Origin of the sequence: Granulibacter bethesdensis (genome assembly GCF_001889545.1) — a bacterium.
Classification (GTDB): Bacteria; Pseudomonadota; Alphaproteobacteria; order Acetobacterales; family Acetobacteraceae; genus Granulibacter; species Granulibacter bethesdensis_B.
Window position 1 is genome coordinate 1,980,602 of sequence record NZ_CP018194.1, and the last position, 25,931, is coordinate 2,006,532.

The following is a 25,931-nucleotide window of genomic DNA, read 5'->3' on the forward strand; positions in this document are numbered from 1 at the left end:
TCAGCCCTCCGATCCGCAAGAACACAGGTGATAGATACGGTTGTTTTCAAAACCGCGTTCATTTTCAGGCCGGAAATGTTTGCAGACATCATCCTCGGCGACCGGCTCCGCTTTCAGAAGCTCATAGGCAACCGGGCGGCGCGGATAGCTGGCGGACGAATTGAGGGGATGCGGACAGGTATGCAGCAGGACCAGCGTATCCATCTCGAAGCGCAGCGTCACATGCGCACCCGGTCGGGAATGCGTGGCGTCGAAAAGAAGAGTTCCATCGGCGGCAACGGCCACCTTGCTGAACCAGTTCACGTTGGAGGCCAGATCGCGCCGCCCCAGACCATATTTCGCGCCTTCCACCAGAAAGCTGTCATGGCCGTTCTGTGTCCAGTCATTGTAACCGGTCTGGTAATCCACATGCTGCCATTTATGGGCAATGCTGGTTTTGGTGCTGTTGCCGCAGACAGTGTCGTGCCAACCCAGACTATCCTCGATGATCGAACAGAAAATCCGCCCCATATCGGAATAAAGACAATTGCCACGGGTCAGCTTGAAACTGTGCTGGCACTTCAGGCTGTCGGGCGCATTATAGCGCTCCAGCAGGTTGGTGGGGTTGTAAAACAGCATGCCGACATTGGCCCCACCCTCCAGATCGGTCAGGCGCAGCAAGGTGCCGCGCTTGAGCGTGAAAGACCAGTGTTTGCCGCCGGGAATTACATCCCGATAGAGAACGTCCTGACTCATAATCCTCTGTCTCCCCGGCAGGTCGTCCCGCCGAACAGGGCCTTTTGCTTCTGGCCGGGTCGTCCCGGCAGGCCAGAGTGAAATCAGTTAGTGAAAGTCGCTTTCACCGCTGGTGCCGAGCCTGTCCTTCAACACGCTCATGGCTTCGGTCTTCTGCTTCGAACTGGTTCGCTCCAGCGGCAGATCGAAAGTGATCGTCGCCCCGTAGACTCCTCTTTCTTCGGGGCGGGTACGGTAGTGATCAAAAGCGATCAACCGGGTACCCAGATGAAAGGCTTCCTTCAGATCATGGGTGACCATGAAAACAGTGAGACCGGTTTCCTCGAACAGGGTCAGCATCAATTCGTGCATGTCGGCACGAATGCCTGGGTCCAGCGCTCCGAAGGGTTCGTCGAGAAGCAGCACCTTAGGTTTTTTGATCAAGGCCTGGGCAATCGCCAGACGCTGCTGCATGCCACCGGATAACTGGGCGGGGTATTTGTCCCGCGCATGATCCAGCCCTACCGCTGTGATGATCTCGCGGCACTGGTCAAACAGAGCACGACGTCTGGCGCCGAACAGGCGGCCCAGAATGGGGGCAGCCTTCATCTCCAGCCCGAAGGCGACGTTCTGCAATACCGTCAGATGCGGGAACACCGAATAGCGCTGGAACACCACGCCACGTTCCTCGGTCGGCTCAGGGGGCAGAGGGGCGCCATCAATGCGGATTTCACCCCGGCTGGGGATTTCCTGACTCAACAGCATGCGCAGAAAGGTCGATTTGCCGCAGCCGGACGGCCCGACAATGGACACGAAGGAGTGAGGGGCGACTTCCAGATTGACCTTTTCCAGGATCACCTGGCCATCATACTCTTTCCAGACATTGGAGACGGAAACCTGGGTCATGCGCTCCTCCGCCCGGCATCCAGCCACGGAAACAAAGTGCGGTTCAGCAGACGCAGGCCAAGGTCACACAGCAGAGCCAGAAAGGTGATCCAGGCGACATAAGGCAGGATCACGTCCATGGCGAGGTAACGCCGGACCAGAAAGATGCGATAGCCCAACCCCACATCCGCCGCGATCGCCTCGGCCGAGATCAGGAACAGCCAGGCCGGTCCCAGCGACAGCCGCACGGACTCGATCAGGCGTGGCAGCATCTGTGGTAACACCACCCGTACAATGATCTGCCAGCTTGATGCCCCGAGGGTCTGGGCCTTGACCAGTTGCTCCCCCGGCATTTCCTGCACGCGGGCCTGAAGGTTGCGCATCAGACATGGAGCAACACCGATGACGATCAGCACCACCTTCGACAATTCATCCAGACCGAAGATGATGAACAGGATGGGGAGCACCGCCATCGGCGGGATCATGGAAATAACCGCCACCAACGGCGACAACCCGGACCTGACATAGGGAAGGATGCCATTGGCGATACCCACCAGCAATGCCAGAATTGTCGCAACCGTCAGACCGATGCCGATACGCATCAGGCTGGCGGCCGTATCGGTCCACAGAAGCACGGAACCGGTGCGGGGATCAGCCTGGAAGGCCACTCGCGCAATTCCTTCCCCCAGCGCGGTAAAGCTGGGCAGAAGCTTGTCGGCAGGATTATCGGCCAGCCGCATCGCTGACGCGGTGGCATACAACACAATCAGGACAATAAAGGGCAGTAATCCCAGATAGAGCCGTTCTATTTTTCCGGGATCCCGGTTGATCAATCGTCGCGCCATGAGCATTCTCCGTCAGGGGCGGGCGATGCTTACAGCTTGCCGTCAGCCGCCAGTTGCTCATAGGTATCGTCAAAGCGCAGCTTGACGTTTTTTGTGTCGCCCAGAACCTTCCCGCCGGGGAAGCTGATGCCGACCACATCCTTGCTTTTGGCGCCATCGCCCAGCAGGTGGTGTTCGAACGAGAAGCTCCGCACCAGATCCATGGCCTTGAAAGCCTCCGGGCTGCGCGTGAAGGCCGCGGCGGCTTTGGGATCGGCATAGAGGAAAGTGGTCTTCAACTGGGATTCGAAACCACGCAGATCGGTCCCCGACAATTTGGCCATCTCGGCGCGGGCGGCCTTGCCGGCCTCATCATTCCGGGTCATCAGGGCCATGGTTTCATACCAGGCACCCGCCAAAGCCTTGCCCAGCTTCGGATTGTCTTTCAGAGTCTGGCTGTTAACCACGGTCAGATCCATGATCTCGCCAGGGATCTTGCTGGAATCGAAGACCTCGGTCATCTCGGGGTTCTTCAGCACTTCCGAAAGTTGCGGGTTCCAGGTGACCACGGCGGTGACATTCGGGCTGGCCGCTGCACCAACAATATCAGCATCGGATGTGTTGACGGTTTTAACGTCCTTTTCCGACAGATTGACTGAATCCAGTGCGCGGGCCAGCAGGTAATGAGAAACGGACAACTCCACCAGATTGATTTTCTGGCCTTTGATGTCCTTCAGTGATTTGGCCTTTTTCAGAACCACCCCGTCATTGCCGTTGGAATAGTCCCCTATCAGCAGGGCGGTTGTATCGACACCGCCAGCCGCAGGAATGGTCAGGGCATCCATATTGGCGACAGTCACGCCATCGAACTTGCCGGCCGTGTACTGATTGACCGACTCAACATAGTCATTGACCTGCACCAACGTGATCTTGATACCGTATTTATCGGCCCATTTCTTGACGATCCCAACCTCTTGCGCATAGGGCCACGGCATCCAGCCGGCATAAATGGTCCATGCAATCCTGAAATCAGTCTTTTCGGCCGCCTGTGCGGGGGCGGTAAAGGTCACGGCACAAGCCAGAGCCGTGGCGGCAATCGTCATGTTCTTGAAGGAAAAGGCCATCTTCGGAACTCCGGATCTACGTTTCGTGTCTCCGGGGGGAGCGATGGCTCTGCGGGAAGGCGAGAAAGAGGCCTGCCCGACAGGAACGGAAACCGTTCCCCTCGGCTTGAACCTCCCGGGCTTTTATCCCGCCGTGTGTCCAGCCCTTTCCCAAAAGGAGGTACCGGATTGCGACTCTCGGACCAGTCACTGCACAGACAGCCGGAACCCTAGTCGCACACATTACCTAGCACGATGCATGCCAATCACGTGATCAGCAGAATTTTAAGACATCAATACGATTACGGCTCACAGTAGGCATCTTGCTGCTTGTTTTATAAGCGCACAGATGCCTTCTTTTTGTGCCACAGGCTCCGCTCTGGACTTGGTGGAGGCCGGACTGAAATGGTCCCAATCACCACAGACGTGCAGGTGCCCCCCCCCACACACAACACCGCTCAGCGACGCCGTCACGCCAGAGAAATTCGTCTTCTGCGACTGCGTCTGCGTCGTCGTATCCTGCGGCTGCACCGATAACCGCATGCAGTGCCAGAGCCGCCGCACTGTCTTCCTTCCAGCCTGCCTTGCGGATCTGTGCGCCGGCAACCTCATTCGCAACCTGACCGAACAGCTGTGCAGCGCCCTGACTGAACGCCAGATCATTCCGCGTCTGCTGCGGATCGAACCTGTTCTGCACACCGTTCGTCGTCTGCAGCGACGTGCTGCCGCTGCCAGCAACGCCGATCAGTGTCGCACTATAAGTCGTGATATCGCCAGTTTACTTTAACAGATGTAACTTCGCCCATTCTAAAAAAGATGGAGAAAGAGGAGCTTTAACACCGGCTATATTAAATGTTTTTATTAATTCTTTCCCATATATAGTAGAATATAATTGATAGCCATACCAAAGCAAATCATCGCTTTCTGGATCAGTATTTTTTAGATTGTCGATGGCTTCCTGTGCAGATATTTCTCTTCCAGTATCAATTTCTGCGATTCCCGTGTCGCAGCAAGCTTCAACAAAACCAATCACTCTGTGCTTCCATGTCGATTCACCTGAAATTTTTTCATAGGATTCTATTTCAGGAAGAATAGCATAAGGACTCATCTCTGTAATACTCAGAAGATAAATACTACTTTGATAAGATTGAAGAATTAATTCGTTACACATCATTCTACTCGTGAGGAAATTTTAGCTTTAGGATATTACCATTGTTTATTGATTTTGTAAGCGGATCATTGATCTCAACCGTTGCGGTCGTCGGCAACGTTCTCTCACTTGCCTGCCCAGCTGGACGGAAGGTTATGCTACTACCATCACTGAATTTCGCAACCCATGCTCCAGGTTTATCGGCAATTGAACCTATACTTTCTGCTTTTCTACCATTGAATGCCTTGAAAGCGAACTGTTCAGCGGTTTCATCAGGGTTGGCACTGGCAGGCATTTCACGCGGTGTGCCAGGACCACCGATAGGCGTGCCAACAAAATCTCCGTTCAGCTTGTATAAATTTGATAAATTGTTGCTCCGATTAGAGAGAACATTCAACAGTGTCTTCTGGGCATTCAACGTTGCCTGATCGGCCTCAGCAACAGTTTCCGTGCCTACAGGAGCATTCTTGATAAGTGTCTGCCACCCTTCAGGTGTGGTATTGAGATTCTTGATCTCCCGCGCTTCTGCCAGCATCGCCCGCGCCTCTGCCAGCGCCTGCTCCAGCCTCCCCACATCTTCACGCGTCGGCACATAATTTTTCGGCGCGATCGTCTGAAGCGCCAGATTCTCCGGATCAATTTCCGCAAGCTCGCGGTAGGCTACACCGTAGTTATGCGCGTTGAAAATTTCCTCATCTGTCAGTGGCCTCCCATCCGGGCCAACAGGGCGTGCAACCTCTTCATCAAGAGGCTCTTCCTGATTGTAGAGTGTGGAACTGGCGGCGGCAGAGCCACCCAGAATGGCGCTGATACCAGCACTTCCACTCCCAACCCCTGTCAGCGCGCCCACGCCAGAACCTACAGCCGCACTCGCCATGAGAATAACAACACGGCCAATGGCGCTGTCAGGACGGATCGAGCCGCCATGCAGATAGTCCTGCCACAGATATTGCTGCAATTGCGCCGCTGAATACGTGCCAGCCGCAGCGCCAAGTCCTCCAGCCAGCATGCTGCCGGCGCTGCCATTCCCTGCGATCGCACCTTGCGCTGCACCGATAACCGCATGCAGTGCCAGAGCCGCCGCACTGTCTTCCTTCCAGCCTGCCTTGCGGATCTGTGCGCCGGCAACCTCATTCGCAACCTGACCGAACAGCTGTGCAGCGCCCTGACTGAACGCCAGATCATTCCGCGTCTGCTGCGGATCGAACTTGTTCTGCACACCGTTCGTCGTCTGCAGCGCAGTCCCGCCGCTGCCAGCAACGCCGATCAGTGTCGCACTATAAGTCGTGATATCGCCAGTTTACTTTAACAGATGTAACTTCGCCCATTCTAAAAATGACCAAGAAAGAGGAGCATTAACTTCATCTATATTAAATGTTTTTATTAATTCTTTACCATATGCAGTAGAATATAATTGATAGCCATACCAAGGCGCGCCATTTTCGATCTTTCGAACAGTATTTTTTAGATTGTCGATGGCTTCCTGTGCAGATATTTCTCTTCCAGTATCAATTTCTGCGATCCCCGTGTTGCAGCAAGCTTCAATAAAACCAATCACTCTGTTCTTCCATGTCGATCCACCTGAAATTTTCTCGTAGTCTTCTATTTCAGGAAGAATAGCACTAGGACACATCTCTGTGATACTCAGGAGATAAATACTATTCTGATAGGATTGAATAATTAATTGATTATACATCGTTCTATTCCCGGGGAAATTTTAGCTTTAGGATATTATTTCTATTTATTTTTTTTACTATAGGATCATTGATCTCAACCGTTGCGGTCGTCGGCAACGTCTCCCTACCAGCCTGTCCAGCTGGACGGAAGGTTATCCAACTACCATCACTGAATTCCGCAATCCATGCTCCAGGTTTATCGGCAATTGAACCTATACTTTCTGCTTTTCTACCATTGAATGCCTTGAAAGCGAACTGTTCAGCGGTTTCATCAGGGTTAGCACTCGCAGGCATTTCACGCGGGGTGCCAGGACCACCGATAGGCGTACCAACAAAATCTCCGTTCAGCTTGTATAAATTTGATAAATTGTTGCTCCGATTAGAGAGAACATTCAACAGTGTCTTCTGGGCATTCAATGTTGCCTGATCGGCCTCAGCAACAGTTTCTGTACCCACCGGGGCATTCTTGATAAGTGTCTGCCACCCTTCAGGTGTGGTATTGAGATTCTTGATCTCCCGCGCTTCTGCCTGCATCGCCCGCGCCTCTGCCAGCGCCTGCTCCAGCCTCCCCACATCTTCACGCGTCGGCACATAATTTTTCGGCGCGATCGTCTGAAGCGCCAGATTCTCCGGATCAATTTCCGCAAGCTCGCGGTAGGCTACACCGTAGTTATGCGCGTTGAAAATTTCCTCATCTGTCAGTGGCCTCCCATCCGGGCCAACAGGGCGTGCAACCTCTTCATCAAGAGGCTCTTCCTGATTGTAGAGTGTGGAACTGGCGGCGGCAGAGCCACCCAGAATGGCGCTGATACCAGCACTTCCACTCCCAACCCCTGTCAGCGCGCCCACGCCAGAACCTACAGCCGCACTCGCCATGAGAATAACAACACGGCCAATGGCGCTGTCAGGACGGATCGAGCCGCCATGCAGATAGTCCTGCCACAGATATTGCTGCAATTGCGCCGCTGAATACGTGCCAGCAGCAGCGCCAAGTCCTCCAGCCAGCATGCTGCCGGCGCTGCCATTCCCTGCGATCGCACCTTGCGCTGCACCGATAACCGCATGCAGTGCCAGAGCCGCCGCACTGTCTTCCTTCCAGCCTGCCTTGCGGATCTGTGCGCCGGCAACCTCATTCGCAACCTGACCGAACAGCTGTACAGCGCCCTGACTGAACGCCAGATCATTCCGCGTCTGCTGCGGATCGAACTTGTTCTGCACACCGTTCGTCGTCTGCAGCGCAGTCCCGCCGCTGCCAGCAACGCCGCCCGTCACCGTCCCGAGCGCCGTATTCGCCGTCAGTTGCTCAGGACGCAGCAGGGTCGACGGAACAGTGCCGTCACGCACCGTCACACCAACATTGTTCGTGATCGCAGACAGCGTCGTGCTGTGGGCATTGTCGTTCGTCTGAGATACACCGCCGCCGCTGCCGACACCGCTGCTCGACGCGCTGGCAATCACAGAAACCGCAGAGGAGTTCGAATGATTCTCCACATTGCTGACCGTCAGAGAACCGGTGTTCAGCACATTGTCATTCGCAGGCGCGGTGCTCGAGATCACAGCGCCGGTCAGCGAGGTATTGCCACCGACAGTGATGTTCAGACCACCATTCCCGGCAAAAATTCCGGTCTGCGACACCACAGAGGCATAGCCATTCCCGATATGGTCCGTCGCAGCAGAGACAGAGCCGCCACTGGTTCCCGTGATGCCGATCTGCACATTCACCGAACCACCGCTCTGGCTGCTGCTGCCGCTCGCTGTCGCCTGTGTGCTCTTCAGGATCAGATCGCCGCCTATACTCGCAACAACGCGGTTCCCGGCCACATCTGCGCCTTCAAGACGCGTGTCCTTGCCGCTGATCAGCGTCAGCGTGTTCCCGGCCGCCACCACCGTGTTCACAGGCGTGCTGCTGCTGGCAACCGTGCCACCCTGAGCCCAGCTGGCGCTCCCCTCAACACCATAGCCTGTGCTTTGCGTGCCAATACCGGCATACACGCCCACAGCAGCAGACTTCGAAACATTGTCGTTGCTGAACTGCGTGCTGTTCTCCGCTGACTGCAGAACGATGTTTCCCGTCGAGACCAGCGCAACATTCCGGCCACCGCTCAGCGTCGCCCCACGGGCCGTGATGTCACCAGACGTCGCCACGACAGACAGGTTACCGCCAGCAACCGCGCTGCTCCCCTGCGCCGTGCTGCTGAAATAACCCGCACGGTTCTCGCTGCTGGAGGTTCCAGCCATCACATCAACCTGCAACAACTGCCCGTTCTTGCCAGAAGACGTCGCCGCATCAACCGCCTTGTAGGCCTGATACCCGGCATAGGCCGCCTGCCCCCCGTCCAGAGCCTGCAGACGCGGATCAGTTTGGCGATCCGACGCCGCAACCGCCGCAGAGGTGTAGGCATTCCCCACAACACCGCTCAGCGACGCCGTCACGCCAGAGAAATTCGTCTTCTGTGACTGTGTCTGCGTCGTCGTGTCGTGAGACACATCGAAAGTAACGCTTTTGCCGATGATCGCCATATCACCGCCAGAAGACAGATGAGCATCCTTCAACGTCACCGCACCACCGGCATGCACGGTCAGATCACCCGACAGAGAGCCCACCGCGCTGGCGACATTCGTCACCTGCGTTGTCGTCGTCGTGCTGCTGTTCTGCTGCAATCCCGCGCCAACAGCGACAGGGATCGCACTGCTCCCCATGCTGAAAACACCGGCTTTCTTGTCATTCTGATAATCCGTGAGGCTCAGCGTCTGCTGCGCGCTCCGGATCGAGATGTCACCGGCAGCGTCCAGCACCACGTTCCCCGTGCCGACAACGCCAGACCCGACAATATTGATGTCCTTGCCTGACACAATCGAAACAGTATCACCCGATACTGTGCTGCCAACCGAAAACACAGCCTCCGTCCGCGTCGATACCGTGTTGTGGTGGTAATCTATCCCCGACTGGACGAAGGAAAGGGCATTTTATTTTTAAATGTTTTCTATTTAAAACTATTTATCGGTATTGGAACGATAAGCAATAGCTAATCCGTCCAAAGCTTTTTGCAACTCGATCGGGTTCTTCCTTAAGTCTCTCATGTAGCCCCCTCCCCCTGTTTCTCCTACAATATAAGCAGAAAATTGTTTTAAAAACCAATCCTCTGGATGGAGAGTAATATTTTTATTCATAAAAAATATCCAAAAGCCATCTCCTTGAATAAATTGATCATCCAATATATTTATATCATCCGGAATTTCGATAAATTTCACTCTATCTCTTAGCATTAATTCTGCTCTAGTTTTTGCCTCCTCAAAATTTCTCTTTTTCATTTCTCAATATCCCATGGCATTTTTGGGGGCATAATCTGGACGAACAACCTAATGCTTTACCAAGACCAACAAAGGAATCAGCTTTATTTTCAAATTATTTGGATAAAATTATTTGAAATTGTCAGGGTGATGGGAAATAGCTAAACCATCCAAAGCCTTTTGCAACTCTGTTGGCTTATTCCTTAAATCTCGCATGTACCGCGTGCCTCCATATTCACCTATTACACAACAACAAAATTGTTTTTCAAACCAATTTTTCTCAGAAAAAATTATATTTTTATTAGGGAAAAATATCCAAAAATATTTACCACGTATAAAATTATCATCTAATAAATCAATTCCATCAGGAATATAAACATTTTCAAAATGCAATCTGAGATCTTTTATTGCTTTTTCTTTTGCTTCTTCAAAGTTTAATTTTTTCATTTCTTAACATCCCATGGCACTAGGGGGGTTTCAAAATTAGGATAACCAACCCTAAGCTTTACTTCAGAATTAAGATTAACAACTAACCCACTTTGTCCATCAATGAAATACACTTTTCCATTAAGGTTTGTTGCAACAATTGCATGATGAGTGTCTCCAGGCTGAAGAATAATAATCAAACGGCTCTGCCCAGACTTCAACCCTCTCATATAATGAGAAACTTCACTCACAGTAGCAGGCTTACTAAAATTTGCGGCGTCAAGATCCAATTCACTACCCCGACCAAGATTATCAGCGACTGCTGCAGAATTTTTGCCAGTCAGGCGCTCATAAACCGCATTGGCACAGGATGTGCAGTTATTATTCCTGCCACCAACACTATAATGTGGATTGACGCCAATCAGTTGCGGAAATTCTGACTCCATCGGTTCTGCACTTGTATAAATTTCAGGCAGGGCGCTTCCAACACGGCTGGCAACCAATGACGTTTTCGCGGCGGCAATAGCTGACGCCAGCAAAGTGGGAGCAGTAGGGGAGCCGCCCAGTTCAGGTGCAGTCGCAATAATGTCGTGAACAATAAGGCCAAAATAGTTTGCATAGCAGGCAGCACTTGCTCCGCACATCGCATGGATTGTTGCTGCTGCTTCAATACCTTCATACGCCGCAATGGCAGAGACCGCTGTAACGACACCACCTGCAGCACCAAGATCAAACCCTTTAAGAATAGAGCCAAGGTATTGAGCATCACGAGAATCAATGATTTTCTGGGTCAGATGGTCTACCGCCCAAAGTTTTTGATACTCTTCCTTTAAAGCCGCTACATCAGCGTTATTAAGGTCTACTCCTGCGGTATCTGCTGCTCTCCATGTCGCTGCAGCATTGCTCAAGCGTTGGCTCTGACTCAAACAAGCGAGCGATCCACCCGTCAGGCACGCCTGCACGACCGCCAGATTTGTCTGATTATCAATATCCTCAAGTGTTTTAATGGTGTCTGTATAGGTCTTGATCTCATCCTCGCTGCAACTACCATTGCTTTTACATGCAGCAAGCGCTTTTTCAGCATTGATTTTCTGAACAGCCTGATAATGAGTTAAATAGTTAAATAATGTCGCGCTCTGCGCAGCAGATGCTCCAACCAGTGCCCCCTGTTGACCATTAACAAGTGCCCCGATTCCAGCTCCAACTGCTCCACTGGCAAGCTGTAATATAATACGGCCTTCCGCACTGTCTGGCTGCACCCCATGCTCAATCAGATAGTTACCCATCCATTGAGTTAATGCCGTACCACCGGCGGCTCCCAATCCACCGCTCGCAGCACTCCAGGCCGTATTCCCTGCTATATATCCCTGCAGAGCACCAATCATACTATGCAGCAAAAGGGAGCGTGGATCATTCTCGCTCCAGCCGCGTGATGTAATCAGATTGCCTGCAAATTCATTCGCAACCTGTCCAAACAGATTTGCAGCGCCCTGACTGAAAGCCAGATCATTCCGCGTCTGCTGCGGATCGAACCTGTTCTGCACACCGTTCGTCGTCTGCAGCGCAGTCCCGCCGCTGCCAGCAACGCCGCCCGTCACCGTCCCGAGCGCCGTATTCGCCGTCAGTTGCTCAGGACGCAGCAGGGTCGACGGAACAGTGCCGTCACGCACCGTCACACCAACATTGTTCGTGATCGCAGACAGCGTCGTGCTGTGGGCATTGTCGTTCGTCTGAGATACACCGCCGCCGCTGCCGACACCGCTGCTCGACGCGCTGGCAATCACAGAAACCGCAGAGGAGTTCGAATGATTCTCCACATTGCTGACCGTCAGAGAACCGGTGTTCAGCACATTGTCATTCGCAGGCGCGGTGCTCGAGATCACAGCGCCGGTCAGCGAGGTATTGCCACCGACAGTGATGTTCAGACCACCATTCCCGGCAAAAATTCCGGTCTGCGACACCACAGAGGCATAGCCATTCCCGATATGGTCCGTCGCAGCAGAGACAGAGCCGCCACTGGTTCCCGTGATGCCGATCTGCACATTCACCGAACCACCGCTCTGGCTGCTGCTGCCGCTCGCTGTCGCCTGTGTGCTCTTCAGGATCAGATCGCCGCCTATACTCGCAACAACGCGGTTCCCGGCCACATCTGCGCCTTCAAGACGCGTGTCCTTGCCGCTGATCAGCGTCAGCGTGTTCCCGGCCGCCACCACCGTGTTCACAGGCGTGCTGCTGCTGGCAACCGTGCCACCCTGAGCCCAGCTGGCGCTCCCCTCAACACCATAGCCTGTGCTTTGCGTGCCAATACCGGCATACACGCCCACAGCAGCAGACTTCGAAACATTGTCGTTGCTGAACTGCGTGCTGTTCTCCGCTGACTGCAGAACGATGTTTCCCGTCGAGACCAGCGCAACATTCCGGCCACCGCTCAGCGTCGCCCCACGGGCCGTGATGTCACCAGACGTCGCCACGACAGACAGGTTACCGCCAGCAACCGCGCTGCTCCCCTGCGCCGTGCTGCTGAAATAACCCGCACGGTTCTCGCTGCTGGAGGTTCCAGCCATCACATCAACCTGCAACAACTGCCCGTTCTTGCCAGAAGACGTCGCCGCATCAACCGCCTTGTAGGCCTGATACCCGGCATAGGCCGCCTGCCCCCCGTCCAGAGCCTGCAGACGCGGATCAGTTTGGCGATCCGACGCCGCAACCGCCGCAGAGGTGTAGGCATTCCCCACAACACCGCTCAGCGACGCCGTCACGCCAGAGAAATTCGTCTTCTGTGACTGTGTCTGCGTCGTCGTGTCGTGAGACACATCGAAAGTAACGCTTTTGCCGATGATCGCCATATCACCGCCAGAAGACAGATGAGCATCCTTCAACGTCACCGCACCACCGGCATGCACGGTCAGATCACCCGACAGAGAGCCCACCGCGCTGGCGACATTCGTCACCTGCGTTGTCGTCGTCGTGCTGCTGTTCTGCTGCAATCCCGCGCCAACAGCGACAGGGATCGCACTGCTCCCCATGCTGAAAACACCGGCTTTCTTGTCATTCTGATAATCCGTGAGGCTCAGCGTCTGCTGCGCGCTCCGGATCGAGATGTCACCGGCAGCGTCCAGCACCACGTTCCCCGTGCCGACAACGCCAGACCCGACAATATTGATGTCCTTGCCTGACACAATCGAAACAGTATCGCCCGATACTGTGCTGCCAATCGACAGAACAGCTTCCGTCTGCGTCGATACCGTGTTGTGGTGGAAATCTGTCCCGGACCCACCAAACGAAACACCGCTTTCACCATACGAGGCCCAGCTGTCATGGCGCTCCGACGCCGAAAGCAAGGAAATATCACCGTTCTTCGTCTCAAGGCTGACGGCGCCATGATCGCTCAGAAGGTTCGCAGCTGTTCCGGTGATCGAGCCACTCGCAAACAGTGACAGACCGTTACTCCCGGAGAGAGTGCTGCCCTGAACGTGCTCGTCATACGTGCCGATCGTTTGCGAACGACCATCCATCAAGCCCGTATGGCTACTCGATGCCTCCCGCGTTTCGCTGCTGGTCACAGTGTTCAGCGTGATGCTGCCTGTCGTGAAAGCATCCAGAGTCCCGCCCGCTTTTACGCTACTGCCGTTCAGCGTGATCCCGCCATTACCAGCCGCCAGGGTCACATTACCGCCGGCATTGACCGATGAACCAATCTGAAGCGTGACATCATGCAACCCGCTGAAGCTGCTGCTGTTACCAAAACCGCTTTTGCTGCCAGAGATCGTGCTCGACAAGCTGTTCGTCGAGGAATCAAGGGAAAGCGATTGGCCGCCGACAAGCGTGGTATCTCCACCAGAAGACAGCGTGATGCCCTGCAAGCTCAGCTTATCTTTCGCAGACACAATTGCGTTCTTGCCTGCGGTAAGTGTGGTACCAAGATTTTGTGTCAGATTAAAATAACGGCTGACACCACCAAAGGAAGAGTCATCCTTCGTCGAAAGCGCGAGACTGCCCAGAGAAACATTTCGTCCAGCCTCAATTTCGAGAGAGTTCCCTGCTCCAAACACGCTTCCTGCCGACACGATATCCTGACTGGCCTTCATCGTCAGGTCATCACCCGCGACAATAGAAGCAACTCGGCTGACGGACTCTACCGAACCCCCCATCGTCTGCCAGCCTTGCTTCGTACTACTGCTAATGATCGAGCCTCCAGCCTGAAGCAGAAGATCATTGCCTGCTTTCAGCGTCCCGCCATTATTCACGATGTCGCCGGTAACCGAGATCGACAGATCATTCGATGCAGAGACCGTCCCGGAATTGTAAAGCCCCGCCGCTTTCAGCGTGACATCCTTGCCAGACAGAACCGCACCATCGCTCAGCACCTTATCCCGGCTACCGGCCGCCAGATAGAGCTGTGGTACCAGAACCGTTTGACCGTTCACGATCCTCGGCACATACCAGACGATATCTTTGTCCAGACCAGCCACCTGCTCCGATGTCAGATCCACACCGATTTGCAGACCAAGCGCCTGGGACTGGCTCGCTGCATTGTTCAGCAGAGCCACCATCTGCGCCTGCTCCGTGCTATACGCTGCGCTGAGCGTCGCATGGCCTGTGGCATCCGAAATCTGCTGCGCCACATAACGCGTGTCGAAATACGCATCCCCAAGAAAGGGTGGTGTCGTCTGCGAATTCGCTCCCAGGCGATCAAGAAGATACTGAGACCCGTAGAAACCCTTGAACGTCGTGTAATTCGGGTTCGTCTCTATCAGATAATGCGCTTGCGGAGCCGGATTGGGAATGAACAGAGCATTCCCACCAGCAACAGAGGCAATAATCTGGGACGTACTCGGGCCGCTACCAATCCCGGGTATCGAGGAAGAAGATGAGCCAGCATTTGTAGCAACACCACTCTGAAATTGAGGCAGAACAGCTGCAGACGTTGCCCCTATACTAACCCCGCCTGCTCCCGGCATTTTAGCCGCATTGCCCTGATTGATGGCGATCGCATTGCCATTACCGCCCCAACCTGTTGTGCCCTGACTTCCTCCAGGGAGTTGAGAGCCTGAACCACCGACAGATCCCACGCCCTGCATAGACAGATTACCAATAGCGACACCCCCACCACCTTGTGATTGTGTCAAGGAGCTCGATGCGCCCGGCACGGCATAGGAAGCTGCGCCGTTTGGCAGGCCACCCGTAGTGGAGGCCAAACCACCCGGCAAGGTTGCCATTGAGCCCAATCCTCCATTGCCATTGACAATGAAGCTGCCGGCACCATTGGAACCCGCTGGCGCTGCTGCTGTCGAGGGTAATGGAACCGTACCACCAAAGCCCATCATCTGGGATGGAGTGGCTTGGGCAATCTTTGTCTCGTTAGTAATCGTCCCTGTGAAATTGCCGGTGATATTGCCACCAGCAATGATGGTACCGGTGACACTTGAGGCCGCTGCATTAAACCAGGCCTCAGGCACAACCGGATGGCCCGCACCGATAACCCATCCAGGCATCGGTATATTAGACGGTAATGGATCAACAAGCGGCAGGGCTGAACGGCAACTGTTATTGCCCGTACAGGTCGTTGTATACAGGACATTTCCCTGATAGCCAACGTTGTTGAGGCTTCCTCCGGTCAGGTTAATATTTCCACCCGCGGAAAGATGGCTTGCATCATTTTGAATGCCGTTACTCGAATTTATTGTGAGGTTGCCACCAGCACTGATCAAAGCCGCTGCAGCATTACGCACATAGCTGGCACCAGTCCCTTCAACCAGAATACCGGACTGTGCACTCTGGTCATAAAGAGCAAACCAGACACCACCAGGCCCAACCGGATTTGGGACATAAACGTGCTTTGTGGATGTCCAATATTGATTAATATCCGAGGAAGATTTGAAATTACTGAGATCTACTGCTGGCGGATTTTCGTTGGTTGCATAAAGTTTCTGGAACACAACGCCAGATATCTGATTCACACCACCGACGACATCATTGGTGATGTTGTGGGCATCAATATTGATATTGCCACTTGATGATGCCGCCTGGATAAGGCCGGAATGATTGAACAAGGCACTGGCAGAGTTGCCTGCCTGCCTGCCCCCAATAGTCAGATTACCATTTTCAGCGATAAGAGCACCCTGATTATTAGTCAGGACACCATTAAGGCCGATACTCAGATCGGTGGATCCATATATCAACCCTGTATTGGTAATATCCCCACTCACCAGCAGCTGCATGGCGGTCGTGCTGAACAGACCACCGGCATTGTTCAATGAATTCGCGGAGATATTCAGTTCACCATTGGCGCCAATGCTTTGGCCAGAAGCAATGCTTAACGTGCCATCTATATCAAGGGACATATCCTTGCCAGATGCCACGCCTGCGAAATCTGCCGCCGTAAAATCACCGCTTACCTGCAAGGACAGATTATTCGCTGCACTTATCTTTCCAATGTCTGATTGTGCAGAAGCCTGTATTGTCAGGTCACCTTCACCGGTCTGGATTGTGCCATTAGCATTATTCAGCAATGCAATGGAATTATTCAGCAGACCTCTGATCAAAAGAGAACCTGCAAGAGCAATAATACTCCCGCCTGTATTACTGAGTGTGCCATCAATATGAAGTGTAGCACCTGTTTTACCAACCATCATCCCTTGGTTGGACAGATCGCCGGATACTGCTGTATTGAGCGCCCCACCAGCCCCTATGGAACCATTATTGGTAAGCGATCCTGCGCTGATCGTGAAATTACCCTCGACCGTAACCAGACGGGCATTTTTGTTATTATTCAGCTCTCCAGCCACCTGCAGGGAACCAGATGAGGCTGAAATAATAGAGCCATCATTGTCGAATGATGCTGCTTTCAGCATCATTTGTGATGTTCCCTTGCTTTGAATCTCTCCTTTATTAAGGACATCCCCGGTCGTGATTACGCTGACACTACCATCCTGTGCCCCGAGCGAGCCGCCATTCACCACGGTGCCACCCGCGGTAATCACCAGATTTTGACCACCGACTAGTGCACCCTCTGTACCGACAGTGACAGATTTTGCAGAAACCAGAGTGACCGACTGGCTTCCCCTTACCTGACCAAGCGCATTATCATAATATAAGCCAGCATTAATACTGACATTACCGGCATTGGCCTGGATATTGCCCTTGGAGTTGACAAGGGCAGACATTGCATTATTTCCGATGCCTGCCAAAAAAATATCACCGGTTGTAGCGCCGATTATTCCTTTGTTCTCCAGAATCCCGGCAACATTCATAACCAATCCGGTTTTACCCAGGAGTGTGCCCGTATTGGTCGCACCGCCTGAATCAGTGATGAACAGCCCGGCAAAAGATGATATGGCTCCAGAGTTACTAAAACTCCCTGCCTGCACGGTTACTATATCATTGACTGAGCCAACTGTTCCCGTGGCGTCATTAACAAAGAAACTACCAACGTTTAGAGCAACAGCGCTGCTCGCTGTTATTGAGCTACTATTGGTTAAATTACCTGACACTATCAGGGCTATGTTACCATTCTGTGCGACGAGACTGCCTTGATTGTCGAGATCACTGGCCATCAAACTCACCAGCCCGGATGCGGCCCCAACAGTAGCGCCAGCCATTATAGCCATTTGACCTGATGTATTGATTGTCAGGCCATTTGAACCACCCGCCAAGACGCCCGCTGTATTGACGGAACCATCAGCCACCATAATTAATGCTGTTGCCGCGCTGATTTTACCAGCAGCATCCGAAGAATAACTATCCGTTACAACGGACACGGCTCCCTTTGCTGCCTGTATACTCCCTCCGTTATTAGTCATAGCAGCAAGGGCTGCACCGCCTGATAGTCCACGCAGTGTGATGTCGCCTGTACCAGCGGCGATTATGCCTCCATCATTATGAAGCGCTCCTCTGGCACCAAGCAATACACCACTCTGCCCATAAAAAAGGCCTGTATTGGTCGCATCACCTGCCACTGAAGCAGACAACATGCCCTGAGCCGCCAGACCGGTTGGGGTTCCCTGCGATGGAACGGCTGTATTGCTAAAGGAACCTGCAGATATTGTAAGATTGCCACCTTTGGCAGAAATCAATCCGTAGTCAGTATTATTGAGTATGTTAGCCACAGTCAGTATCTGCTGACCGCTTGCCACTATTTGTCCATTATTCGTCAATGATACGGCCTGCAAGCTAATATCACCGGCTACAGCCTGCACCAGTCCGGCATTAATCATTTTCACGGCAGAAATCGTAACACCGCCCTGCAGCGCACCCATCATACCGTTATTGGTCATGTCTCCGGCAGAAAGGACAAATTGACCGCCACTGATATTGCCCTGCACCGACACTGCATTGGAAGCTGATAAATTCAACACCTCTTTGGCACTGATGATACTGCTGGCAGTATCATCATACGAGGCTACCTCAATTCGGACATCACCGGCAGAAGCCTGTATCTGACCTCCGTTATTGATCATGGCCCCTGTTGTCGGACCTGTCAGTCCATCCAGCACCACATCGCCATCCGGGGCGGTGATAGAGCCTCCACTGAGAGTCAGAGTGCCATCGACGGCGATGGCTACTCCGGCTTCTCCGTAAATCATTCCGGAATTACTGACATTCCCGGTAACTTTACCACTGATGGCGCCTGCACTCAGAAGACCTGTGCTGGCTCCAGTCGCCGTATTAAAAAATGTCCCCGCAGAGAATTGCAGGCTGCCTCCCAGCGCTGCGATCTCGCCGGAACCACTATTCTCCATTTGATTCGTTATACTAAGTGCAACATTTTTACTTGCAGCAATTCTGCCGCTATTATTCAATGATCCAGCGTTCAGTGATAAATCGCTCGATACAGCCAGCATACTGCCTGTATTGGCAATTGTTCCTGATGTCATGGCAATTTTGCCTGACTGCGCTCCAATGGTACCTGTATTGTTCAAGGAGGCGGAGGTTAAAAGCAGATCGCCAGCAGAAGCCTCAATAGCTCCATTATTGATCAGCATACCACCAATACCAAGCGTCAGGCTTTTAGCAGAAATTTGTCCAGCGTTTGTATCATTACCGCTGACAGTCACCGTCATTTCCTGCGCGGAAAATAATGCGCCGTTTCCAGAAAGGGTTCCTGTATTCAGGGACAGCGTCCCTTGACGCGCAACAATGGCACCTCCTCTCGGGACGCCATTAACAATACCAGCACCATTATTAATAATCTGTCCGGATGCACTTCCTGACTGGACACCTTCAATAATAATATTACCACTTTCAGTAACAATGATACCATTTGTATTATTGAGTGTACCAATAATACCAAACATTTCCCCGGCACCGGCAGATAGTGTGCCGCTATTGGTTACTTCAACGGCCTTAAGGCTCAACAATCCTGTATTGGCTATGATTGAGCCTGTATTGGCCGTAGTACCCTTTACAGCAACTGTGATGTTTCCAGAATAAGTACCAATGATACCAGCGTTCTCAAGCGCACCACCAGCAGCCAATTGCAGTCCTGTGCCACCCGTGATCTTGCCCTGTGCACCAACAGAAAACGTATTCGCTGCGTTCAACGATACCTGACCTGAAGCCGTGATCGCGCCGGCACCAGCATCTGTATAGGAACCAACTTCAACCTTCACGTCTCCAACCGGGGCCTGGACTTTGCCACCTGTACCGATCAGACTATTTCGGGCTGCCAGCGATACATCCCCGGTCGCCGCCAGAACAGTGCCATTCGTGTTATCAAAAGCACCACCACCGGTCAGGCTAACACCGGTTTGGCCACCCAGCAGGCCACCCGCATTGCTGATATCACTGGCAACATGCAACATCAGCGCAGCAGTCTTGGCTATCATATAGCCAGCATTGCCAAGAGAGCCGGCCGATATTGAAAGAGCACCACCCTGCGCAATAATCTGAGCGGATAAAGCATTGCTCAGCAAACCAGACACCGTCATGGTCTGCGCACCTGAGGCCTCTATCTGGCCGCTATTCAACAAGGAGGATGTCGTAACCGAAACATCTCCTGCCACCGCCGCGATCTGACCGCTATTGACCGTTGCGCCACCAGTAATCGTAACAGGACCATGCTGAGAACCGATGACACCTCCATTACTAAGAGCACCACCAACGATCAGTTGAAGACCTGTGCCACCCGTGATCTGACCCTCGGCACCAACAGAAAGCGCATTCGCTGCATTCAACGATACCTGACCTGAAGCCGTGATCGCGCCGGCACCAGCATCTGTATAGGAACCAACTTCAACCTTCACGTCTCCAACAGGGGCCTGAACCTTGCCGCCTGTACCGATCAGACTATTTCGGGCTGTCAGCGATACATCCCCGGTCGCCGCCAGAACAGTGCCATTCGTGTTATCAAAAGCACCACCACCGGTCAGGCTAACACCGGTTTGGCCACCCAGCAGGCCACCCGCATTGTTGATATCACCCACAACATTAAACGTCAGTGAAGTAGTCTTGGCTATCATATAGCCAGCATTGCCAAGAGAGCCGGCCGATACTGAAAGGGCACCACCCTGCGCAATAATCTGAGCGGATAAAGCATTGCTCAGCAAACCAGACACCGTCATGGTCTGCGCACCTGAGGCCTCTATCTGGCCGCTATTCAACAAGGAGGATGTCGTAACCGAAACATCTCCTGCCACCGCCGCGATCTGACCGCTATTGACCGTTGCGCCACCAGTAATCGTAACAGGACCATGCTGAGAACCAATGACACCTCCATTACTAAGAGCACCACCAACGATCAGTTGAAGACCTGTGCCACCCGTGATCTGACCCTCGACACCAACAGAAAGCGTATTCGCTGCGTTCAACGATACCTGACCTGAAGCCGTGATCGCGCCGGCACCAGCATCTGTATAGGAACCAACCTCAACCTTCACGTCTCCGACAGGGGCCTGAACCTTGCCGCCTGTACCGATCAGCCCATTTCGGGCTGCCAGCGATACATCCCCGGTCGCCGCCAGAACAGTCCCATTCGTGTTATCAAAAGCATCACCACCGGTCAGGCTAACACCGGTTTGGCCACCCAGCAGGCCACCCGCATTGTTGATATCACCCACAACATTCAACGTCAGTGAAGTGGTCTGGGCCATCATCTTACCGGCATTACCCAGAGAGCCAGCTATTACAGACAAAGGACCACTCTGGGCTATAATCTGACCTGAAGACGGATTGCCCAGTAACCCGGCTACATTCAGGGATAATGTTCGCGTGTTGGCGAGAATAGTTCCATTGGTATTATCGAATGCATTACCAACCTGCAGTGAAATACCTTTCTGACCCTGGATTGTGCCTCCAGCATTGATTGAAGCATCAGAAACCTGAATTGCAAACAATCCAGTGCTGCTGGCTATGGAGCCCGTATTTGCAAATGCGTTAGCAATGACGCTAAAATCAGAACCGGATACAATCTGACCACTATTGTTCAGACCACCTTTTACGTTAGCCAGAATTGTACCAGCCACACTGATTTGCCCGGTATTACCCAGTGAACTGGCCGCAACAGCCAGATTACCAGAGGAAGCAGTAATCTTGCCGGTATTCATCATATCAGCAGAGCGGATGGTAACAGCGCCCGACTGCGCACCCACTATACCACCATTAACCAGCAGACCGCCTGCACTCAATACCAGACCGGCATTACCGGTTAACTGCCCCTGGATAAGCGTTGAATCTGTTGAAAGGAGCGCCATCCATCCTGACGCAGCTGCAATACCGCTGCCTGCATCAGCATACGATTGGGTCTGCAGCCTGACATCGCCATTTTGAGCCTGAATCCGGCCATTTGTATTTACCAGTCCCGCCATGGAAAGACTGGTTGAGTCTCCATTAAGCATTACTGCACCAGATGCGGAGGCAATCTGACCACCGGTATTATCAAGTGTTCCACCGATCCAGCCGGTCAATCCTGTCTGTGCTGCCAGCACCCCACTGGAATTGGAAACATTGCCGGTTGATTGCACTTGCAATGAGCCTGAGCCAGATATAATGGCACCTGCATTACTCAACCCACTCACTGAAAGGACAAGATCACCGTTAGAAGCTATTATTTTTCCTCCAGCAGTATTGGTGGCTATCTGCGTGACCTGCAGGTTTGCTTTTCCATGGGCTTGTATTGTACCGCTGTTATTGAAAGATCGCGCTGCAATTGCTAACTCACCTCCCGTCGCAGCGACAGAGCCTGCATTATTCAATGTACCATTCTGGTTAAGTTGGATATTTCCACCTGCCTGAACGGTTGCAGCAGACGCTGCATCCATACCCTGTGTAGAAAGTGCGATGTTACCGGCCGCGGAGAGAGATCCTTTCAAAACCAGCTGACCATTTGCAGTCAATGTAAGATCGCCCGTATTCGCAGCCATTTGCCCGTCAATTCGGACCCCTGCCCCTGCCTCTGTGACGGTCATCAGGATACGGTTGGCATACATGCCCCCCATGGAGGCCGTATCAATTGCGAATTGCGGAGCAGATGAGCCATCCGAAACGGTCGTTGCCGTTCCAGAAGGATAGTTATAATTGACTTGACCCGCTGTCAGCGAAACAGCCTGTCCTTTGACAGGGCCATTGACTGTCACTCGCCGGCTGACGATGTCAAGAACCGGCACCTCTGTGAAGTTTCCCCCTGCACCAACAAAAGCAACTGTACCTTGTCGTACACGCAGCTCCTGCAAAGACCCATCTGACCCCAAAGAAGGAGTACCAGTAGAGAGTGTGACCCGTGGCGTATTGATAAACCCACAGCCTGCACAGGTAATACCGTTAGGATTGGCCAGGACGACAGCAGCTGAAGCACCGGCAACTTCTGTAAATCCATTAAGCTGGGAAGCCGCACTGCCCGTTACTTCGTTCAAAATGATCTTTGCAGAATGACCTTGTAGATTGGCATTACCATATACAATGCCACCCAACTGCGTAGCGGTTGCAGTCGTCGCATTATTCAGAACCAGACCCGAAGGAGCTACGCCAAATTCAGTGAAATGATTATGAGATAAGCCTGCCGTATTGGGAGTGGCGATATTAAGCTGAGCAACACCGTTTGCAGTTGTATCCAGTGTAGGCTGAGGGCCACCTGCTCCGGCATCCACCACAATACGCTGCGCATCAGCAATAACCGGTTGTAGCACAAGCGCAACACTTACAGAGCATACAACCAGACGCCGAGCCAAAGTGGCCATTTGTGAATTAAATTCAGTCCAAATTGATGAGATCATTAGAAAAGCAGAATTATTCACGTTCATGCTATTTTTCCGGGTATGTCGCATGACCATCAGAATTTAACTCCGGCCTGAAATGCATAAATCCACCCGTCATGACCAAGTGGTCCTTCTGCAAGTGCATGCTGTGCCGAAATATCCCAGAATACAGGACCACTCAGGCTTCGAAATCCCAATGCCGCCCCTGCTATTTGACCACGAACAAGAGCCTGTCGTGTCCCCGGAAGAGAGGCATCAGATTCTGCCCAACCTGCATCAAGGCCAATATAGGTCTCTATTTTACCGCTTAAGATGTCGATATTTTTGAGGCCTGTGCGCGGTAGAGTCCATGTGATGTCATTGCGCGTATAAGCGCCATGATCACCAATCAGGCCGACATTGACGAATCCTCTGACAGTATAGATACCGCCAATTTGCAAAGACTGCGGCGAATAGAGATGCACATTGGCATAGTCCGCATGGATAAAATTGTGTAACCGCGCACGCAATGGGAGCGGTTGGTAAATATCGATATCAAGACTGGGCCTGATATAAACAGCATGCGGATCAGTCGCCGTTGGATTCGCAATTTCCAGAGATGTGCCAAAACCAGGAAGACCACCCTGCAGACCCATTGTCAGAAAATACTGACCGCCCAGCATTCGTCTGCTATAACTGAGTCTGATTGCAAGGGCTGCCAGATCTTCACTGGCCGTCAACAGCCGTACATCATTGATACTGGAGTGGACCTGCTTCAGCTCATAGCAGAATTCAAGTGTTGTTTTGCTGATTTGCCCCCGTGCCAGCACACGGCTCAATCCAGCTTTCCAGGTCAGCGTATCACCCGCCAACTTGAAGGTATCGCTGCGTGCAACCAGCGGATAGGTATAGCTTGCATAACGCCAGTCCAGAAAAGCTGTCCAGTATCCATAAGGGATTGCCACATCGAACGCCGCGTAACTACTATTCCGTGAGTGCTGAAGCGGAAAAACAGAGTGATCATACTCTGCAGACCAGACATCCAGCATGCCTAAGGGATCATCAGCACGTAAAAGTACGTGACCCGTGTTACGACCAGTCCACTGTTGCCCATAATTGTCTATCCAGGCAGCACCGTGCAGCCATCCATGGTGTGGTGTTTCAATTACCACAATGCTGGCGCCAGTCGTTTTTCCCGGCGCTATATGCATTCTGGCATCCCAGCTGGGCAGACGGTTCATCTGTTCCAGCCCTTGTTCCAGATCTCTCAAGTTCAGGATGTTTCCAGAGAGACCAGGAAAAGCCCCCTTTTCATGCTGTGCAGATGTCTGACCCTTGAAAAGAAAGCTATCGACATGGCCCTCTACCGCTACAATCCGGACAGTGCCATATGATAAATCCTGTTGTGGCAGATAAGCTCTGGATGTCACAAAACCGGCATCAATATAAGCCTTGTTGAATGCATTGATCAGCTTATCAAGATCACCCAGCGACAGACATTTTTGTATAAAAGAAGAAGCCAGAGCCTGCTGCTGCCAGGGAGCAAGATGGTCAGCTCCTTTTACTTCAATACGGTTGACTTGTATGCAACGCCCTCCTGATGGAACCGCAGCTGAGGGAACATGCAGTTCGATATCTCCCTCCGGAGGTGCAATACGCTGCAACTCCCGCTCGCGATCCTGCGCCCGACCACGCTGCTGCTGGTCAAGTGCATTACCGATGACAGGAGTTGAACCACTCTGAAAGATTTGTGCCTGCGCATTGATCGCGTACACTGACAGGAAGCTCATAGCCATACAAAAGGCCAGCCTCCAATAATGAGGCGCCATCATAGAGCGACCCTTTTCATGCGCAGTTTAGCAAAGAAAAAATAGAAGCCTTACGGCTTGGGGGCAGATGCTGAAGATATCGCCTTGGCATTGACAGACGAATCGGGATGAGCCGCTATTGGTGCCTTGCCACTTTCAAATGCTGCCAGCGCCTCAGCCACACCATTTAAGGCAAAATTCAGTGTCACCCCACGTCCATTGCTCATGACAATGCGCACATGCCCCTGCCTGCCATGCCTGAACTGCGACAGAAACGATGAAGAAATAACCGATCGTGCAAAACAGCCCCGATTATCACAGAACTGATACTCAAGGGTGGTTGTATGGCCGCCATCGGCTGATAATGCCAATGCAGATTTCAACTGTACACCTAACGGTGCAACAACGGTTGCCGTGTAAGGCTTTCCAGGTGCTTCTGCCATAAAGGCAAGCGTCAGGATTGGAACCAGTTTATCTTCCTGCTTGAGAAGCATCTGCTGGGCGATTTCGCAAACAGGATGTTGCAACTTCTCGGCAGGAGCCGCGACTTCCTGACAGCGATAGATCCAGTCACCAAAAACCTGGCTTACCACCCCAGGCTTTGCAGATACTTGTGCAGAAGAAGAGGCTGGGGAAGACATTGCGGGCGCAACTTCGCTTACTGACTTAACCTGATCAGACTTGGCAAGAGACACAGCCGGAACAATCATCACACCAGCTAGGAGAACCATTGCAAATTTGGTAAAAACTATCATTTTGTTTCTCAATCAATACAAAATTTTGAATATAATTACCTAAGAAAATAATCAACTAAAAATTTTAGGCACATAGATTAATTTTATTAATTCTTTTATTTTGTAATTTTATTTAGCAGTGATTGCTAAA

Annotated in this window: 14 protein-coding genes and 1 riboswitch; all 14 genes read right to left on the reverse strand. The window is 52.5% G+C overall.

Translation table 11 applies throughout. The features are described from left to right. Entirely contained in the window at positions 1-735 is a 735-nt protein-coding gene (locus GbCGDNIH8_RS09085; RefSeq protein WP_072572929.1) for an urea amidolyase associated protein UAAP1, read from the reverse strand. Positions 736-822: 87 nt separating this feature from the next. Continuing rightward, entirely contained in the window at positions 823-1,620 is a 798-nt protein-coding gene (locus GbCGDNIH8_RS09090; RefSeq protein ID WP_072572930.1) for an ABC transporter ATP-binding protein, read from the reverse strand. Then, entirely contained in the window at positions 1,617-2,444 is an 828-nt protein-coding gene (locus tag GbCGDNIH8_RS09095; protein WP_253736001.1) for an ABC transporter permease, read from the reverse strand. The genes GbCGDNIH8_RS09090 and GbCGDNIH8_RS09095 overlap by 4 nt, the downstream gene beginning before the upstream one ends. 29 nt (positions 2,445-2,473) lie before the next feature. After that, complete coding sequence (locus tag GbCGDNIH8_RS09100) at positions 2,474-3,547, reverse strand: putative urea ABC transporter substrate-binding protein (RefSeq protein WP_072572932.1); 1,074 nt, start codon at positions 3,545-3,547, stop codon at positions 2,474-2,476. Between the two features lie 110 nt (positions 3,548-3,657). Continuing rightward, positions 3,658-3,771: riboswitch (guanidine-I (ykkC/yxkD leader) on the reverse strand. Positions 3,772-3,941: 170 nt separating this feature from the next. Next, on the reverse strand, positions 3,942-4,223 hold the full coding sequence (locus GbCGDNIH8_RS09105) for a hypothetical protein (protein ID WP_072572933.1): 282 nt from the start codon (positions 4,221-4,223) through the stop codon (positions 3,942-3,944). An 81-nt stretch (positions 4,224-4,304) separates the two neighbouring features. After that, complete coding sequence (locus GbCGDNIH8_RS12930; protein WP_157692609.1) at positions 4,305-4,634, reverse strand: hypothetical protein; 330 nt, start codon at positions 4,632-4,634, stop codon at positions 4,305-4,307. A 67-nt stretch (positions 4,635-4,701) separates the two neighbouring features. Continuing rightward, entirely contained in the window at positions 4,702-5,895 is a 1,194-nt protein-coding gene (locus GbCGDNIH8_RS09110) for a hypothetical protein (protein ID WP_072572934.1), read from the reverse strand. Between the two features lie 81 nt (positions 5,896-5,976). Then, positions 5,977-6,372, reverse strand: a complete 396-nt coding sequence (locus GbCGDNIH8_RS12935; RefSeq protein ID WP_157692610.1) for a hypothetical protein — start codon at positions 6,370-6,372, stop codon at positions 5,977-5,979. Positions 6,373-6,376: 4 nt separating this feature from the next. Further along, positions 6,377-9,292 carry a hemagglutinin repeat-containing protein gene (locus tag GbCGDNIH8_RS09115; protein ID WP_301335576.1) on the reverse strand — a complete coding sequence of 972 codons (2,916 nt, stop codon included), beginning with the start codon at positions 9,290-9,292 and terminating at the stop codon, positions 6,377-6,379. A gap of 54 nt (positions 9,293-9,346) precedes the next feature. After that, positions 9,347-9,664 carry a hypothetical protein gene (locus tag GbCGDNIH8_RS09120; protein WP_072572936.1) on the reverse strand — a complete coding sequence of 106 codons (318 nt, stop codon included), beginning with the start codon at positions 9,662-9,664 and terminating at the stop codon, positions 9,347-9,349. A 108-nt stretch (positions 9,665-9,772) separates the two neighbouring features. After that, a complete protein-coding gene (locus tag GbCGDNIH8_RS12940; protein ID WP_157692611.1) occupies positions 9,773-10,090 on the reverse strand; it encodes a hypothetical protein in 318 nt (105 codons plus the stop codon). Beyond that, positions 10,087-23,190, reverse strand: a complete 13,104-nt coding sequence (locus GbCGDNIH8_RS09125) for a two-partner secretion domain-containing protein (protein ID WP_172822937.1) — start codon at positions 23,188-23,190, stop codon at positions 10,087-10,089. Before GbCGDNIH8_RS09125 ends, GbCGDNIH8_RS12940 begins: the two co-directional genes overlap by 4 nt. A gap of 143 nt (positions 23,191-23,333) precedes the next feature. Further along, positions 23,334-25,070, reverse strand: a complete 1,737-nt coding sequence (locus GbCGDNIH8_RS09130) for a ShlB/FhaC/HecB family hemolysin secretion/activation protein (RefSeq protein WP_072572938.1) — start codon at positions 25,068-25,070, stop codon at positions 23,334-23,336. Between the two features lie 47 nt (positions 25,071-25,117). Continuing rightward, positions 25,118-25,801 (reverse strand): invasion associated locus B family protein, encoded by a 684-nt coding sequence (locus GbCGDNIH8_RS09135; RefSeq protein WP_081368934.1) that lies wholly within the window; start codon positions 25,799-25,801, stop codon positions 25,118-25,120. Between the last annotated feature and the right edge of the window lie 130 nt (positions 25,802-25,931).